We start from the raw sequence: 16,100 nt of genomic DNA, 5'->3' as shown, positions 1-16,100 counted from the left end.
ATTATTATTCTTTTATAGTTTGAACTTGCGCTGCAACCTTCTTACCCGATACTTTTTCCTGTAAATATTGGAATACGATAAAAAGCAACGGAATTACAAAAATTCCTAAAATAACACCGCTTAACATTCCGATTGAAGCACTAACACTAATCGATCTGTTTCCAACTGCAGTTCCTCCAGAAGCAAACATCAACGGAATCATACCTACAATAAAGGCCAATGAAGTCATGATAATTGGCCGTAACCTTGATCTTGCGCCTTCAATCGCTGCTTCGACAATACTTAAACCTGAAAGACGTCTTTGAAGCGCAAACTCTACAATCAAAATAGCATTCTTGGCGAGAAGTCCCACGAGCATAATGAGTCCGACCTGAACATAAATGTTGTTATCTAACCCAACTGCTTTTACTCCGGCAAAAGCACCTAATATTCCTGTTGGAATTGACAGTAAAACCGCCAACGGCAATAAATAACTTTCATATTGTGCTGCTAATAAAAAGAATACAAACAACAGACATAATCCAAAAATGGCAACAGTTTGGTTTCCTCCTGCTTTTTCTTCCAAACTTAAACCTGTCCATTCGTAACTGTAATCAGAAGGAAGTTTATCTAAAACCTTTTCTAAATTCCCCATAATCTGACCGTTACTGTAACCCGGTAATGCCATTGCAGTAATATTTACGGAATTGTAAAGGTTGTAACGGTTTACTGATTCTGGTCCGTACACTTTATGGAATTTCACGATTGATTTTACAGGAACCATCTGCATCTCTGCATTTCTAACGAAAATCTCATTAAAGGCATCTTGATCCATTCTGAAAATTCCATCAGCTTTTACATTTACTCTGTAAAACTTACCAAATCTTGTAAAATCTGATGATTGATCTCCTGCAAAATACGTTTGGATATTTCCTAGCAGTTCTTTCACATTCACTCCCATCTGGCGGGCTTTGTCTTCATCAACTTCTAATTCCAGCTGCGGATAATCGGCTCTAAAAGTCGTATACGCATATTGAACTCCAGGTTGCTGCATAATCTGTCCGATTACTTTATCTGACATTGCTTTTAAAGCTTCTGGACTTCTTGCCATTCTGTCTTGCAATACAATTTCAGCACCACTTGTTACACCAAATCCTTCAACAGGCGGCATTCTGAAAACCATAATCGAACCTTCTTTGATTTTGGATAATTTAGCCGTTACACTATTCAAAATTTCATCAATATCTTTAACTTCACCTCTTTCTTTTTTAGGTTTTAATTTAATAAAACCTAATCCGTATGCGGTACTGGCACTATTGCTTAAAATATTAAATCCTGTAATACTGGTATTAACATCAATCGCTTTTTCTGATTCTAATATTTTCTCCATTCTCTGCACTACTTCAGTAGTACGATCAAGTGCAGTTCCCGGCGGCATTGATAAACTGTATACCATGAATCCATCATCTTCAAGTGGAACAAAACTTTTTGGTGTAGACATCATCATATATACCGCAAGAGCTGTTATTCCGGTAACCAATCCCGCTGCAATCCATTTTCTTCCAATAAGAAAACGAACACCTTTGATGTATCTTCCTGTAAAATTGTTGAAACTTGTATTGAATCCAACAAAAAAGCGGTCTTTAAAACTGGTTTTGTGCTCGTGATTTCCATGTTTATCACCATGATTCTTTAGCAATAATGCGCATAAAGCCGGAGTCAGCGTCAAGGCATTTACAGCCGAGATAATAATCGCAATCGCCAAAGTATAGGCAAATTGTTTATAAAAAATCCCCGAAGATCCTGTCATAAAACCAATTGGAATAAATACGGCTGACATAACTAAAGTAATCGAAACTACTGCTCCTGTAATCTCCGCCATTGCCCCGTGAGTGGCTTCTTTTGCTGAAATTCCTGCATCTTCTTCCATTTTACTGTGAACGGCTTCGACGACCACAATAGCATCATCCACTACAATTCCGATGGCCAAAACCAACGCAAAGAGGGTTAGAATATTTATGGTAAATCCGAAAACCAACAAGAAGAAAAAGGTTCCTACAATAGCCACTGGCACTGCAATCGCTGGAATTATCGTCGAGCGAATATCTTGCAGGAATATAAATACGACTATAAATACCAGAATAAAAGCTTCAAACAAAGTCGATTTTACCTGTCCTGTTGCTTCATCCAAACGTTCTTTGGTACTCATTACGTTTACGTATTTTATACCTGGAGGAAAAGATTTCGATAATCGCTCTACTTCTTTATTAATCCCAATTTCAATATCGTTTGCATTCGATCCTGAAGTCTGTAAAATTGCCATCGTAACCGCATTTTTACTGTTCGATTTATTGTCTCCGCTGTACGAAATAGAACCAAATTCTACTCGCGCAACATCTTTTAATCGCAGGACATTACTTCCGTTATTTTTAACTACAATATTTTCATATTGCTCTGGTTTGTTCTTTTTTCCTTTGTAACGAATTACATATTCTAAAGCGGCTTTAGATTCTTCTCCTAATTTTCCGGGAGCCGATTCTAAACTTTGATCTGCAATTGCCTGCGTAACATCTGAAGGAACTAAACCTGCATTTGCCATTTTTCTAGGATCAAGCCATACACGCATGGAATAATCTTTTTGTCCAAAAATCTGAACCTGTCCCACACCCGGAACACGTTTCATTTGAGGCACTAAATTGATATTGGCATAATTTTGCAAAAACAACTCATCATACTTGTTATTATCATCTGTATATAAGTTGAAAATAACAATCATACTATTTTGCTGTTTCGAAGTCGTAAGTCCCATACGAATTACTTCCTGCGGTAATTTCGGCGTCGCTTGCTGTACTCTGTTCTGCACATTTACCGCTGCCTGATCTGGATCTACGCCTTGTTTAAAAATAACGCTGATCGAAAAGGATCCATCGTTACTGGCAGTAGATTTTATGTACTCCATATTTTCAACCCCGTTAATTTGTTCCTCTAATGGGGTTACCACTGAACGAATAACGGTTTCACTATTTCCTCCTGGGTACGTACCGCTTACCATTACAGTCGGCGGCGAAATATCAGGAAATCTCGTTACAGATAATCTGGTAAGACCAATGATCCCCAAGATTACCAATACAATAGAGATAACTGTGGCCAATACCGGCCTGTCTATTATTTTCTTTAACATGGAAAATGTTATTATAAGTTTAAATCAAATATTATTTACTGCTTATGGCTTTACCAGCGATTTTTGGAACTACTTCCATACTATCGTAAAGCACATCGATAGAATTTAAAGCCACTTTGTCTCCTGATTTTAAACCTGATTTTACGAAGTAATCTACTCCGGCGCTTCCTGCAATTTCAATAGGAACCATGGCTACTTTATTGCCTTCTTTCAAAACAAAAACGAAAAATTTATCCTGAATATCTTTTACACTTGCCATTGGAACTGTAATTACTGATGATAAACTTTTGTTTAATACTACTCTTGCTGAACCTCCAGAACGCAATTCTTTTTTCGGGTTTGGAAAAATGGCTTTTAAAGCAATTGTACCTGTTGTACGATCAATGTTTCCACTGGCCACTTCCAGTTTTCCTTTTTGATCGTATAGGGTGTCATCGGCCATAATCAAACTTACTGTTTGATCGCTTTTTGAATCTTTTGAGAAAGCCAGATAATCGGCTTCTGTCAGCGAAAAATAAACAAACACATTGTTAATTTCTGAAAGCGTAGTTAAAGGAACGGCATCGTTTGGTGTAACTAAATTTCCTATACGATTTGGAATACGACTAATATAACCGCTTACAGGAGCTTTAATCAAAGAGAAATCGGCATTTAACTTTGATGATCCTAAAGCTGCCTTAGCCTGCGCTACTTGAGCTGTCGCTGCTTCGTAACTAGCTTGCGCTGTTTTTAACTGCATATCAGAGAAAACTTTTCCTTCAACAAGCGGTTTGATTTTTTCTACTTCCAACTTTGCATTGGCTTGGTTCGCCAAAGCACTTTTGTAAGCCGCAAGGCTGTTGTTTACCTGCTCGGCATATATGTCGCCTTTAATTTTAAAAAGAGATTGCCCTTTGTTTACATAATCTCCTTCTTTGACATAAATGGCTTCAAGATAACCTGATACCTGCGCTTTTATATCAACGTTTACAGTACCTTCTACTGTTCCGGGATATTTTTTTTCTACATCGCCTGTTGCGGAACTGGTCTGTAAAAAGTCAACTTCTGGTTTTGGCGGAGCTTGCTGCGCATCTGCACTTTTCCCACACGAAGAGAAAGAAATGATTATCAATAAAACCGCAATCCTGCCAATTGCTTTATTATTCTTAAAAAACTGTTTTGTCATTTTACTTTTCATTTTAAATGAATTACCTCAAATTTGACAGCAAATTAACAACTCAAAGGAGCCTTTTTATGGGATAAACTTACCCAAACGGAATTTTTCGATACTGAAACGAAGACGTAAGTCTACCCAAATAATAGCGCATAAAAAAAACCTTATGCTATAGTACTACACGCTATAGAAAGGCTTTTTTATAATTATTTTGAAAGAAGATTAAATCACAACGATTTTTCTCAGCAACGAGAAATACGCATGTAATCCTGATAGTTATCGAGAGCGAAGACGTAAAGATTTAGGCCTATAATTTTAAGCCTATTACAAAAACTTCAGAAGAGTTAGATAGAATTAAAGGATTGAAAAGATTCTTTTTTCTCGCAGATTTAAAAAGATTTTAGCAGATTTAATCACGTACTATTTTACTTCACGCAGATTCTGCAGATTAAAGCAGATTTAAACTAAAATATTATGAATAATAATCTGCACTTATCGGCTTAAATCTTTTTAAATCTGCGTGAAAAAACGATTCATGAATTGCTTCGCCTGTTCGCTATCGCTAAAGTCGTGGCGAAAAAAAACTATTAAAAAAAGTAGTTAGATAGAATTAGAAGGACTGAAAAGATTCATTTTTTCTCGCAGATTGAGGAGATTTAACAGATTTTTAATTTACAGTTTATTTTTCTGAAAGAGGGCAAATTAAAGAAACCTTTAAACCTCTGTCACTTTGCACCTTTGCATCTTTAAACCTTTCCTAGCGATCCATCCATTGTTTAAAATAGGGAGCTTTTTCGCGGCTTATAATTACTTCGCGCTCTGGATCAGCTTTTAACTGAATTTTAAGTTTGGCATTAAAATAATTGGCGATCGATTTTATGCTTTCGGCACGTATGAAAAACTGCCTGTTGGCGCGAAAAAAAACATCGGGATCAAGTTCCTGCTCCAATTCTTCCATAGTTTGCGGAATTGGAATTACCATTTCCGATTTTAAAACCAAATTTGAAGTTTTAAATTCGGAATAGATAAAATCAATATCGTTAACATTCACACTTTTGTAGCCGTCACGATACGTTACTAAAAAGCGAAGACGAAAATTCGGTTTATTTATAAAACCTTTTAAAATTTCGGCAATATCAATATTACTGTCAGATTTAGATAATTTTTTAAACTTTTGCAAGGCAAATTCCAATTCGCTCTTATCAATAGGTTTCATCAAATAATCGATACTGTTGACCTTAAAGGCTCTTACCGCATATTCATCGTAAGCTGTGGTAAAAATAACAGGACTTGTAATTTTTATTTCTTCAAAAATAGAAAAACTAATTCCATCTGCCAGTCGAATATCCATGGTTATTAAATCTGGTTTTTCGTTTGCACGAAGCCACTTTACAGCCCCTTCAACGGTATCAATAATAGCAAGAATCTCGCAATTGGTTTCTAATTCTTCTAAGAGTCTTTTAAGTCGACTGGCATTAATACTCTCATCTTCAATAATCAAAATTCTCATACTCTTTATATTAATGGTAAACGCACTATAAAACTTTCTAATGACTGTGAAAAAACAGGCTTTTTGTTAAATAGAATCTTATAGCGAAATTCAATATTTTTTCGCCCTACGCCTGTAGAAACAAGGGATTTTCCTGAAGTAAGCTGTAAATTATTTTTTACTATTAAACTTTTTTCTTCTGAATAAATGGATATAATTAACGGACTCGATAATGTTGCCATGTTATGTTTTACGGCATTTTCGACCAATAACTGTAAAGTTAATGGCGGCAAATGAAGATCAAGACAATCGCTGTCAACTTCTAAATGTAAGTCAATTTTTTCACCCAATCGTTTTTTTAGCAGATAGAAATAGGCATTTAAAAATTCCATTTCTTCTCTTACCGTTATAGTGTCTTTATCCAAGTTCGAAATCATATAGCGGTACACTCTCGTAATATTTTCCAAGAAAGATCCTGCTTCTTGTTGATCCTCATGAATCAGTTCAGTCAATGTACTGAAATTATTAAATATAAAATGAGGATCTAACTGCAATTTTAGCGATTCTAACTGTGATCGTGTTACGGCTTCCTGAAGTTCTGAGGCTTTAATTTTAAGCTCAGCTGCTTCATTTGAAGTCACACGCCAGCGGTTCAATAAAAAAATTCCGGTATGTACTGAACTAATAAAAAGTGATAATATTACAGCCATAATATTAGACTGCCAAATAATGAGTAGTTCATTTTCTTCTAAACAAGCTTCGGGATATAGATAGTTCCATAAATATGAAAAAATATAATTTAAAAGAATGTTTCCCGCTATGAGGCACATAAACTGCGCAATTGCTCTAAAAATAGGATTATGCTCCCAACGTATCAAACGATTTAAACTTCGTCCAACAAAAAGGCTTAATTCTGTAAGTACACCACAGTATATTAGAATAATAAAAATATCGAATGTCGAGTCAAGAGATATTAAAGATTCTTCTTGATACGGATTCAACAGATAATAGGAAGACAGATACACTAAAAAAACTACCGGAATGACTATAATTCTATAGTATTTGTAGAAAAAATTCTTCCCCGAAATTTTATTTTGAACGCTTACTCCCATTTACTTACAACAACTGGTTTATGAATAAATTTAGACTTTTAATTTTAAACAAAGATAAAAATTGAAAAAATCCTATTTTGATTCATCTTTAAAATTACGATAATTGTGGCTCTAAAACTTTTCTTTTTTGAATTGTTTTATTAGACTTCTGTGATTTTCTTTCTCTCATAACACCCCATTTTAAACAGGTTGCTCCCCAAGAAAATCCAGCGCCAAAAGTAGTTATAAGCAGGTTTTGTCCTTCTTTAAAATCGGCAGCATAATCCCATAAACATAACGGAATTGTCGCCGAGGTTGTATTACCATATCTTTCAATATTAACTTTTACTTTTTTATTATCGATAGCAAGATTCTCACTCACAGCATTTATAATTCTCAGGTTTGCCTGATGTGGTATAACCCAGTCAATTTCATCAGCATCTAGACCATTACTAATCAAAACATCTCTTGATACGCTTGACATTGCTTCAACAGCTCTTTTAAACACAAACGATCCTTCTTGTGTAATAAAATGTTTTTTGTGTAGAATACTCTGCATACTGGCAGGAAATTTAGACCCTCCTGCTGGTACAATTAAAGATTCAGTACCGCTTCCGTCAGTTTTTAAAATACTCTTCATTAATCCGTATTCTGTTTCAGTCTTTTCTAAAAGCACTGCTCCTGCTCCGTCTCCAAAAAGAATACAAGTATTTCGATCTTCATAATCAACAATCGAACTCATTTTGTCTGCACCAGCTACAATAATCTTCTTATAACGTCCGCTTTCAATCATAGTGGCACCCATTTCAAGGGCATACAAAAAACCACTGCAAGCTGCATTCATATCAAAACCAAAAGCATTTTTAAGTCCGCTCAGCTCACATATTTTACTGGCTGTTGGCGCCAAAATATGATCTGGTGTCGCTGTTGCGAGTATCAAAACTTCAATTTCAGAAGCATCAACATCATAATTGCTCAATAGATTTTCGATCGCACCGCAGGCAAGATCAGAAGTACTTTTACCTACTGCAATTCGTCTTTCTTTTATTCCGGTTCTCTTCTCAATCCATTGCTCTGTAGTCTCAACAGTTTCCGAAATTGTTTTATTATTTAGGATTGAAGTGGGTACAAAACCGCCTATAGCTGTAATTACTGCCTTCATTTTTTTATTTTTTATTTTTTTAATTCTTTGGAATAGATAATAATGGAATATCTAAACCTGCTGCCATAATTCTAGTTTTACTTCTATGAATCAGTGAATCCCAAAAACCATATTTTTGAGGTGCCATTACTAAAATATCGGCTTCAAAATTTTTAATTTCTTTCTTAATTTCATCGATCACTGCATTTGATCTTACGTTTTTATAAATGTATTTTACATCTTCAAACTTTTTTTCGATTGAAGAGTTTAGTAAAATTTTACCTTGTTCTTCTCTTATTTCGTCCAGTTTTTCATCAACGCTGAAAAATTCAATTTCAGAACCTAAGTTGCCAATCACCTCTCTAATCCATGTAAATCTTCTAATTGACGATAAACTTAGCGTATCGCAGGCATACAGGATTTTTTTTGCGTTTTGAAAACGAGCATTTTCTGGAACAGCCAAAATAGGAATGTTTAAACTTTTAATAACCGAAGTGGTTGTATTTCCCAATAAGTCCTGCTCCAATGAACGTTCTGCCATTCCCATAACAACAAAATCAGCATTGGTTTGATCAATGATAGCAGGAAGTTCGTCTTCTAAAAAAGAATAACTGCAAATACTTTCTACCGAAATTTTAAACAAATCTGCGATCTCTGAAGCTAAAACCTGAACTCGTAAAGCTGCTTTATCCATTTGTTTCTGCATCGATTCGGCAGTAATCAAAGAATTAGCACTGTGAACGCTTAACGAAAATGAATTAAACAAAATAAGTTTGGCACCTGTTGCTTTTGCAAGTCCTGCGGCATAAGTTACTGCATTGTCTGCGATAGTAGAAAAATTTGTAGCGGCGATTATGGTAAGTGGAGTGATCATAGATATATAGATTAAGCAATTATTGCCGTAAAATTGCTGAATTAAACTTTTCCTTTTTTTTTAAAATTACCGAAGAATCATATTTTTAGACCCAACCGTAATATTTACATTCTGAAAATTTTCACTGAAGCTTTTTTTCATTTAATATTACTTTGGAATGGATACCTTTTTTGCCACAAAAAGTTAAGGCTCTTTATTTTTACTTAAAAAAAAGTACAAAACTACACCCTTTCGATTTTACAAATAAAACAACAGGCCTCCGAATTTCTTGCGTGAAGATATTCAACATCACATTTTGTTTCAAAGATTTCAGCAATTAGTAAATCGATATCATTATCGCCAACTAATTTAGTAAAAATCATTTTTTGTTCTTTGCTATATCCGATTAGCGATAACGGAAAATTTTCTTTATCTGCTTTTATTTCTTTGGGAAAATTGTAAATATCCGAATATTGCTCCACTTCGTTTTTGTGAATAAATATAGGTCCAGATTGATTAAAGGCATTATGTTCTGAAAACGGGCTATAAGCAAAAACCAAACGGATATCCTGATTAACATTAAATGGTTTCAACGAAACTCGACATGGTCCTTTTCCCATTGCTAATTGCTCGTAAACTTGATTACCAAAATTATCAATATTTGTTTTCCGAATTTGTCTTACAAACTCATTAGATAACGGAACAATTTTAAAATTTTTCATATTTTTTATATTTTAAGTCAAAACAAATTTATATTCTGTTCCTCTTATTAAAAATCCGTTTCTTGCTCAATTAAAGCTCCTATATCATAAAAGAAAATTTTATCAGTATGATGATTTTTCAAGCCTTTACTGCCATAAATTTTATGGTTTGATATTTTCACAAATAATCCTTAGTCTCAATAATAGAAATTCAAATTAAAGCTAAGTATACTATACATCTCACTTGAAAAAGGTTAGCGATCTATTATTGATCTCTCCTAAAACAAAAAATATTTTGAAATAAATTTGCTTAAACGTTTAACTTTATTATATTTGCCTTTCAAGAAAACGTTATAGTGAAAAAAGTTTCCATAAAAGATGTAGCATTAAAAGCAGGTGTATCTATCGCCTCGGTTTCGTATGTGCTTAATAATAAGCCCAACGGCCGCATTGGAAAAGAAACTACGGAAAAAGTTATAAAGGCAGCCGAAGAATTAAACTATCGTGCCAACACTGCGGCTAAAAATCTAAAAACGCAACGCACCAATATTATTGGACTCATTGTAGCAGATATTGCCAATCCTTATTTCTCGCAAATAGCCAGAATAATCGAAAATGAAGCCACTAAAAAAAGATACACGCTTATTATTGGAAGTTCTGACGAAAATAAAGAAAAATTTGAAAGTCTTGTAAGTATGTTTTACCACCGTCAAGCGGAAGGACTAATTATTGCACCAGTTGAAAATTCAGAAGCCTGCCTGCAAAAACTACAAAAACAAAATATTCCATTTGTTTTCATAGACCGTTATCTTCCAAAGATCAAGGCAGACAATATTCAGATTAACAATTATGACATTAGTTATAATGTAACCCAGCATCTTATCAAAGAAAAGCGTAGCAATATACTTCTTGTAGCTTATGATACAACTCTGGATCATTTGATGCAAAGAACACAGGGTTTTAAAGATGCTTTGAAGAAATACAACATCCCGTGCAACGATTATAATGTATTGAATATTAATAAAGATCATATTGATCAGGATATTGATCAAGGTTTTAGTACAATATTTCAAAGCAAAAACAAGCCTGATGCCGTATTTTTTGTTAGTAATAAATTGGCCGTTTCAGGTCTAAAAAAGCTCATGAAATTGGGTATAGCTATTCCTACTGATCTAGCGGTTGTGGCTTTTGATGAAACGGAAGCTTACGAACTCTTCAGTGTTCCATTATCTTATGTAAGTCAGCCTTTAACGGATATTGGTATTTCAGCAGTCGAGCTTATTCATAATAAAATTACAGATCCGCTGCTTCCAATAAAAAATATTACGCTAGAAGCTCAAATGCATATTAAAGCCTCTTCAAAATCGAACAATTTATAATATTTTTTTATTTATCATTTTGCTTAAACGTTTAACCTAATCATTTATGAAATTAGAAACTCTACCTCTTCCTATACAAAATAGCATATCAGAAATACAAATCAATATGCCTTTCAAAATTTAATAATCTATAATATTTTTTTATTTAACACTTTGCTTAAACGTTTAATCTAACCACTTATGAAAGAACAAACCACTAAATCGTCCATATACTGCTATGGAGAAGTACTTTGGGATATATTCCCTGACGGAGCACGCGCTGGAGGAGCTCCTTTTAATGTAGCTTACAATTTAATGAGAATGGGAATAGATGCCCATATGATCAGCCGAATTGGAAATGATAAACTGGGCCGTGATCTTATGAAACAACTCAGTGACTGGAATATAGCTACTGAAAATACACAGATTGACAACCATTATCCCACCGGAACTGTATTGGCTCATATCGACGAGCACAATGAAGCACATTATGACATTACAGAACCTGTTGCTTGGGACTTTATTGAACTTAGAGACGACCAAATTAATAAAGTAAGTAATGCGGCGGCTTTTGTTTTTGGAAGCCTAATTACAAGAGGAGAAAAATCTCGAAATACACTTTTTCAACTTTTGGAAATAGCTAAATTCAAAGTATTTGATGTCAATATCAGGCCTCCTTTCTTTTCTGTACCTGTAGTCAAAGAACTTCTTTATAAAGCAGATCTGGTGAAGATGAATAAAGCCGAATTACGACTTATACTAGACTTTTTGGGCAGGGATTATATCAATGAAGACGACAGCATTCGTTACATACAAGATGAGTTTAATATCAATGAAGTTCTGATAAGTAAAGGCAGTAAAGGCGCTATTTATTATAACGGAGACGATCATTATCAAGCTTTGGCAGTTCCTGTAAAAATAGCTGATACGGTAGGAAGCGGAGACGCATTTCTGGCAGGATTTCTCTCTAAGAGAATTACCCATTCAAGTCCCGAAGAAATTATGACACAAGCCGTTGCATTAGGAGGTTTTATTACTTCTAAAGAAGGCGCTTGTCCTTCTTATACCTTAACGGATTTTAATGCTTTCCGCCAAGATCACAAACTGATTTATTCTTCAATTTAATTCACTATCTGATGTCACAAGCTAAATTTACAGAAAAAAAATATGCGATTACTTTCATATTTGTAACGTCACTGTTCCTATTTTGGGCAATTGCCATTACGATGGGCGATGTATTGAACAAACATTTTCAGAATGTTTTACACATTAGTAAATCAGAATCAGGACTGGTACAATTGTCAATTTTTGGTGCTTATGCCGTAATGGGAATTCCGGCTGGTTTGTTCATGAAAAAATACGGATACAAAAAAGGAGTATTACTAGGGCTTATTCTATATGCACTGGGGGCTTTTTTATTCATTCCGGCAGCTCAAAACGAATCTTTCTCTTTTTTCAGAGCTGCTTTATTTATACTGGCTTCTGGTCTTGCAACTCTTGAAACCGTAGCGCATCCTTTCGTTGCGTCACTTGGAGATGAACGCACAAGCGATCAGCGTATCAATTTTGCACAATCATTTAATGGTTTAGGCGCCATAATTGGACCTCTTTTAGGTGGTTTTTTCATACTGAATACAAAAGGTGCTGAAGGTTTGGAATCTGTTAAAACCCTTTACATGATTATTGGCTTTGTCATTCTTGCCATTGCTCTTGCTTTTTGGTTTGTAAAAGTACCAGCCCTAAAAGATCCGCACGGAGAGCAAGTAGAAAACACAACCGATTTAGCAAACCTCGATGTAGTGCCTAATGCGCCATTGCACCGTCAGCGCCATTTTATGTGGGCAGTAGCAGCACAATTCTTTAACATTGGAGCACAAGGCGGAACTTGGGCTTACTTTATCAATTACGGTGTAGAAAAAACAGGTCTTCCTGACAATCAGGTGGCTTATTATTTTTCTTTAAGTATGGCTATGATGATGGTTGGGCGTTTTATTGGTACATTTTTAATGCGTTACATTGCGCCAAACAAATTACTTGCTGTATACAGCATTTGCAATATGTTGCTTTGCGTGATCATTTCACAAAGTTTTGGATGGGTTTCGTTTGGAGCTTTAATCATGCTTAACTTCTTTTTAAGTGTAATGTATCCAACTATTTTCAGCCTGGGATTAAAAAAACTAGGTAATAAAACGGAACAAGCTTCTTCTTTCTTAGTAATGGCAATGTTTGGCGGGGCAGTATTCCCTCCTATTATGGGATTTGCAGCCAACACCAATATTGCTTACGCTTATCTTTTACCAATAGTTTGTTATGTGGTTATTCTTTTATTCGCTGTCAAATACTACAAGCCAAAAACACTTGGATTAGGAGAAATTGCAATAAACAAAAGCAGTATATGATACCTGCTGTTTTTTACAGGTTTGTAACATTAACAATCTTACTGTTATGTTCTATTTCTGTTAACAGTCAGATTGTTATCAGCAATAAAAACTTTTCATTTGGAACTACCGGAAGAATAGGATTTGGTTATTCTCCGGACATTGAAGGTCATACAGGAAGGCAGCTTAACCTTTTGAATCAGGGTTCTCTTGGGGGGAGAATGGATCAGGGAGATTATGTAGATTTGCTGCCTTCCTTTCACTTTATGCCGGTAAATGCCAATAAAGAGCAAACTGCTATTGACTTTCAGGTAAGACTGGCTTTTTATTCTTCTAATGGTACATTTTTAGGAAATGTAAATTCAGGATCTACAGATGGTATGATTGTTAGTTTACCCGAAGCATTTGTAGAAGCACGCAATATTGTTGGAAGTCAATGGAGCGTTTGGGCAGGAGCCAGATACATGCGTTATGATGATGTACACATAGCCGATTATTTTTATTTTGACGATCACTCCTCTCAGGGATTTGGCATCAAATATAAAAAAAGCTCGTTTTCTATGTTTTTTCCGGCCGCTATAGATACCACTTCATCTGGTATGGGGACGCCTTATTCCTATTCTAATATCATAACAGGCAATAAGTCGTTAACCTATCGTCAGCGCGAAGTAATGGTTGCCGAACACAGTTTTAATTTATCGAGAAAACATATTGTAAAATTATTGGCAGAATATCACCATGTGCCTGCAGTGAGTAAAAATGCAACTCCAACCTTTCCATCTGACAATGGTTTTGTGGCAGGTTTTAAAATAAATTCAGAACTTGAAACCCAAAAAATAGGATCCTTCAATCAGTTTTCTATGCGTTATGGAACCGGAATTGCTAATGGTGGAGACAATGGAAATACTCAAACCTGGCGTACTTTTGGAGCACCTGGAATTGAGGATAAAACCTATAAAGGAGCTTATTCTTTTACAATAGTTGAACATCTTATGCTAAATCTTTCTAATAGAATAAGTATTAATCCGTATGCTGTTTATACCCAAAGCAAAGGCGGCGCTGATACAATGGACAAAGCGCCTGATTTTTATAACCGGGATATTTACAACTATAAAACAGATTTAGCCATAGGTGCAAGAGTCATTTATTACCTCACCAATTGGTTTCATTTGGTCTCTGAACTGCATTATACTTCGCGTCAGGATAGTAACAATCCCACAGCTTCAATGGTAAAATTTGCATTAGCGCCTACTATTGTGCCAACTGCCGAGCGAAGTCCGTGGGCACGACCTCATTTGAGATTTATTGCAGAAGTTTCCCGCTATAACGATTATGCAAAAAATGCTATGTATTCGCCGTTTTTACAACAAGCAGGACAAAAAAGATTCGGTACTTATTTTGGAGTGCGATCTGAATGGTGGGTATTTTAACTTAAAAATAATACAATGAAAATAAAATTTGGAGCTTCTCTTCTATCTTGGATAACACCTCTTTGGAATGCCGAAGCAGGACATTATGCTATAAAAAAAACAGCTCAAACAGGTTTTGATCTGATTGAAATCCTACTTCCTAATAGTATGGATTTTGATGCAAAAACAGTAAAAAAACAACTTCAAGAAAATAATCTTGATATCGCCTGTTCCTTAAACTTGCCTAAGGAAGCCCATATTCCTTTTTATCCTAAAGAAGCATTAACATTGATTTGTAAAGCATTGGATAAAACTGCTGCTTTGGATGCTGTTTTTTTAGGAGGTGTGCTACACGGAGGAATTGGAGTATTTACAGGAAATCCAATTACAGATAATGAAAAAGAAATCATTACAGATGTTTGGCAAGAAGCAGCGCTATATGCTCAAAAACTTGGAATTACAATTGGTATAGAACCCATCAATCGTTATGAAAGCTATTGCTGTAATACTGCAGAAAATGTGTTGGAACTCATTAAAAAAACAAATGCCGCAAATCTTGCAGTTCATTTGGATACCTTTCATATGAATATTGAAGAAAGTAATTTTTATGATCCGATTTTAAACTGTGGAAAATTACTAAAACACATGCATATTACCGAAAGTAACCGTGGAATGCCAGGAGAAGGAACTGTTAATTGGAGCGAACTCTTTAAAGCTCTTAAAGAAATTGATTTTGAAGGAAATCTTGTTCTTGAGAATTTTTCATCAGATGTTCCAGGAATGCAGCAAGCTGTTTCGTTATGGCAAAAATCTCCACATAATGCAGAAGAGTTAGCTAAAGGGAGCCTCAATTTTCTAAAACAGCATTTAAAAGATTAAGCATAAGTATTTTTATAAACATTTATTTTAAAAAAGAACTCTAAATCTTAAGATTACAGAGTTCTTTTTTTGGCAATTGTATACTTGTTTACAAACCATTTTATTGCAGAATTTGAAGCTTATTACATTTTATTGTGAAATCATATTTTACATCAATCCCAACAAGAAAAAAATCAAAATGATAAAATTGTATCATTTTGAAATAGGCTAATTAAAAACAACCTACACTATTTGCCAGATTAACAAAACGGTAATAAAAGAAACTATAGCAAACACAATTAAGTTAATCGCTCTATCTTTTCTCAGCATCGATTTACTCGATAAATATTGTTTCGTGATCTCCTTATTTCTAGTTTTTTTTGCTTTCATGTTTCTTTAAAATTGATACTGTTTTGGGCTTATAATTCTATTATTACAGCCGTAATAATATGCATTTATGCAAAACAGTTGATTTTTTTTTTGATAAACAAAACAAATTGCATGCCAAT

General features: G+C 34.7%; 12 protein-coding genes. 5 read left to right on the top strand and 7 right to left on the bottom strand.

Annotation, left to right across the window (positions count from 1 at the left end):
* Nucleotides 1–4: 4 nt before the first annotated feature.
* The 7 genes from BOW55_RS16240 to BOW55_RS16210 form a co-directional block, all read right to left on the bottom strand.
* Nucleotides 5–3,160: an efflux RND transporter permease subunit gene (locus BOW55_RS16240; protein ID WP_129024967.1), complete on the bottom strand. Its 3,156-nt coding sequence runs from the start codon at nucleotides 3,158–3,160 to the stop codon at nucleotides 5–7.
* A gap of 31 nt (nucleotides 3,161–3,191) precedes the next feature.
* Complete coding sequence (locus tag BOW55_RS16235) at nucleotides 3,192–4,325, bottom strand: efflux RND transporter periplasmic adaptor subunit (RefSeq protein ID WP_129024966.1); 1,134 nt, start codon at nucleotides 4,323–4,325, stop codon at nucleotides 3,192–3,194.
* Between the two features lie 745 nt (nucleotides 4,326–5,070).
* Nucleotides 5,071–5,823 carry a LytTR family DNA-binding domain-containing protein gene (locus tag BOW55_RS16230; protein WP_129024965.1) on the bottom strand — a complete coding sequence of 251 codons (753 nt, stop codon included), beginning with the start codon at nucleotides 5,821–5,823 and terminating at the stop codon, nucleotides 5,071–5,073.
* Between the two features lie 5 nt (nucleotides 5,824–5,828).
* Nucleotides 5,829–6,914 carry a sensor histidine kinase gene (locus BOW55_RS16225; protein WP_129024964.1) on the bottom strand — a complete coding sequence of 362 codons (1,086 nt, stop codon included), beginning with the start codon at nucleotides 6,912–6,914 and terminating at the stop codon, nucleotides 5,829–5,831.
* Nucleotides 6,915–7,008: 94 nt separating this feature from the next.
* Nucleotides 7,009–8,055: a beta-ketoacyl-ACP synthase III gene (locus tag BOW55_RS16220; RefSeq protein WP_129024963.1), complete on the bottom strand. Its 1,047-nt coding sequence runs from the start codon at nucleotides 8,053–8,055 to the stop codon at nucleotides 7,009–7,011.
* A 19-nt stretch (nucleotides 8,056–8,074) separates the two neighbouring features.
* Nucleotides 8,075–8,908, bottom strand: a complete 834-nt coding sequence (locus tag BOW55_RS16215; RefSeq protein ID WP_129024962.1) for a universal stress protein — start codon at nucleotides 8,906–8,908, stop codon at nucleotides 8,075–8,077.
* Between the two features lie 221 nt (nucleotides 8,909–9,129).
* The gene (locus BOW55_RS16210; RefSeq protein ID WP_129024961.1) at nucleotides 9,130–9,609 is read right to left on the bottom strand and encodes a DUF1203 domain-containing protein; all 480 of its coding nucleotides are present in this window, start codon (nucleotides 9,607–9,609) and stop codon (nucleotides 9,130–9,132) included.
* Nucleotides 9,610–9,944: 335 nt separating this feature from the next.
* On the opposite strand from BOW55_RS16210, the gene BOW55_RS16205 reads away from it, so the two are divergent.
* From BOW55_RS16205 to BOW55_RS16185, 5 genes are all read left to right on the top strand, one after another.
* Nucleotides 9,945–10,967, top strand: coding sequence for a LacI family DNA-binding transcriptional regulator (locus BOW55_RS16205; RefSeq protein WP_129024960.1), 1,023 nt, complete (start codon nucleotides 9,945–9,947; stop codon nucleotides 10,965–10,967).
* A gap of 180 nt (nucleotides 10,968–11,147) precedes the next feature.
* A complete protein-coding gene (locus tag BOW55_RS16200; protein ID WP_129024959.1) occupies nucleotides 11,148–12,071 on the top strand; it encodes a carbohydrate kinase in 924 nt (307 codons plus the stop codon).
* A gap of 11 nt (nucleotides 12,072–12,082) precedes the next feature.
* Nucleotides 12,083–13,345, top strand: a complete 1,263-nt coding sequence (locus tag BOW55_RS16195) for a sugar MFS transporter (RefSeq protein WP_129024958.1) — start codon at nucleotides 12,083–12,085, stop codon at nucleotides 13,343–13,345.
* Complete coding sequence (locus BOW55_RS16190; RefSeq protein WP_129024957.1) at nucleotides 13,342–14,754, top strand: carbohydrate porin; 1,413 nt, start codon at nucleotides 13,342–13,344, stop codon at nucleotides 14,752–14,754. Before BOW55_RS16195 ends, BOW55_RS16190 begins: the two co-directional genes overlap by 4 nt.
* A 15-nt stretch (nucleotides 14,755–14,769) precedes the next feature.
* Nucleotides 14,770–15,612, top strand: coding sequence for a sugar phosphate isomerase/epimerase (locus tag BOW55_RS16185; RefSeq protein ID WP_129024956.1), 843 nt, complete (start codon nucleotides 14,770–14,772; stop codon nucleotides 15,610–15,612).
* Nucleotides 15,613–16,100 lie beyond the last annotated feature (488 nt).

The sequence above is a fragment of the Flavobacterium sp. YO12 genome, assembly GCF_004119495.1.
Taxonomy (GTDB): domain Bacteria; phylum Bacteroidota; class Bacteroidia; order Flavobacteriales; family Flavobacteriaceae; genus Flavobacterium.
The sequence above is the reverse complement of the archived record's forward strand: the minus strand, read 5'-3'. Positions and strand labels throughout refer to the sequence as shown.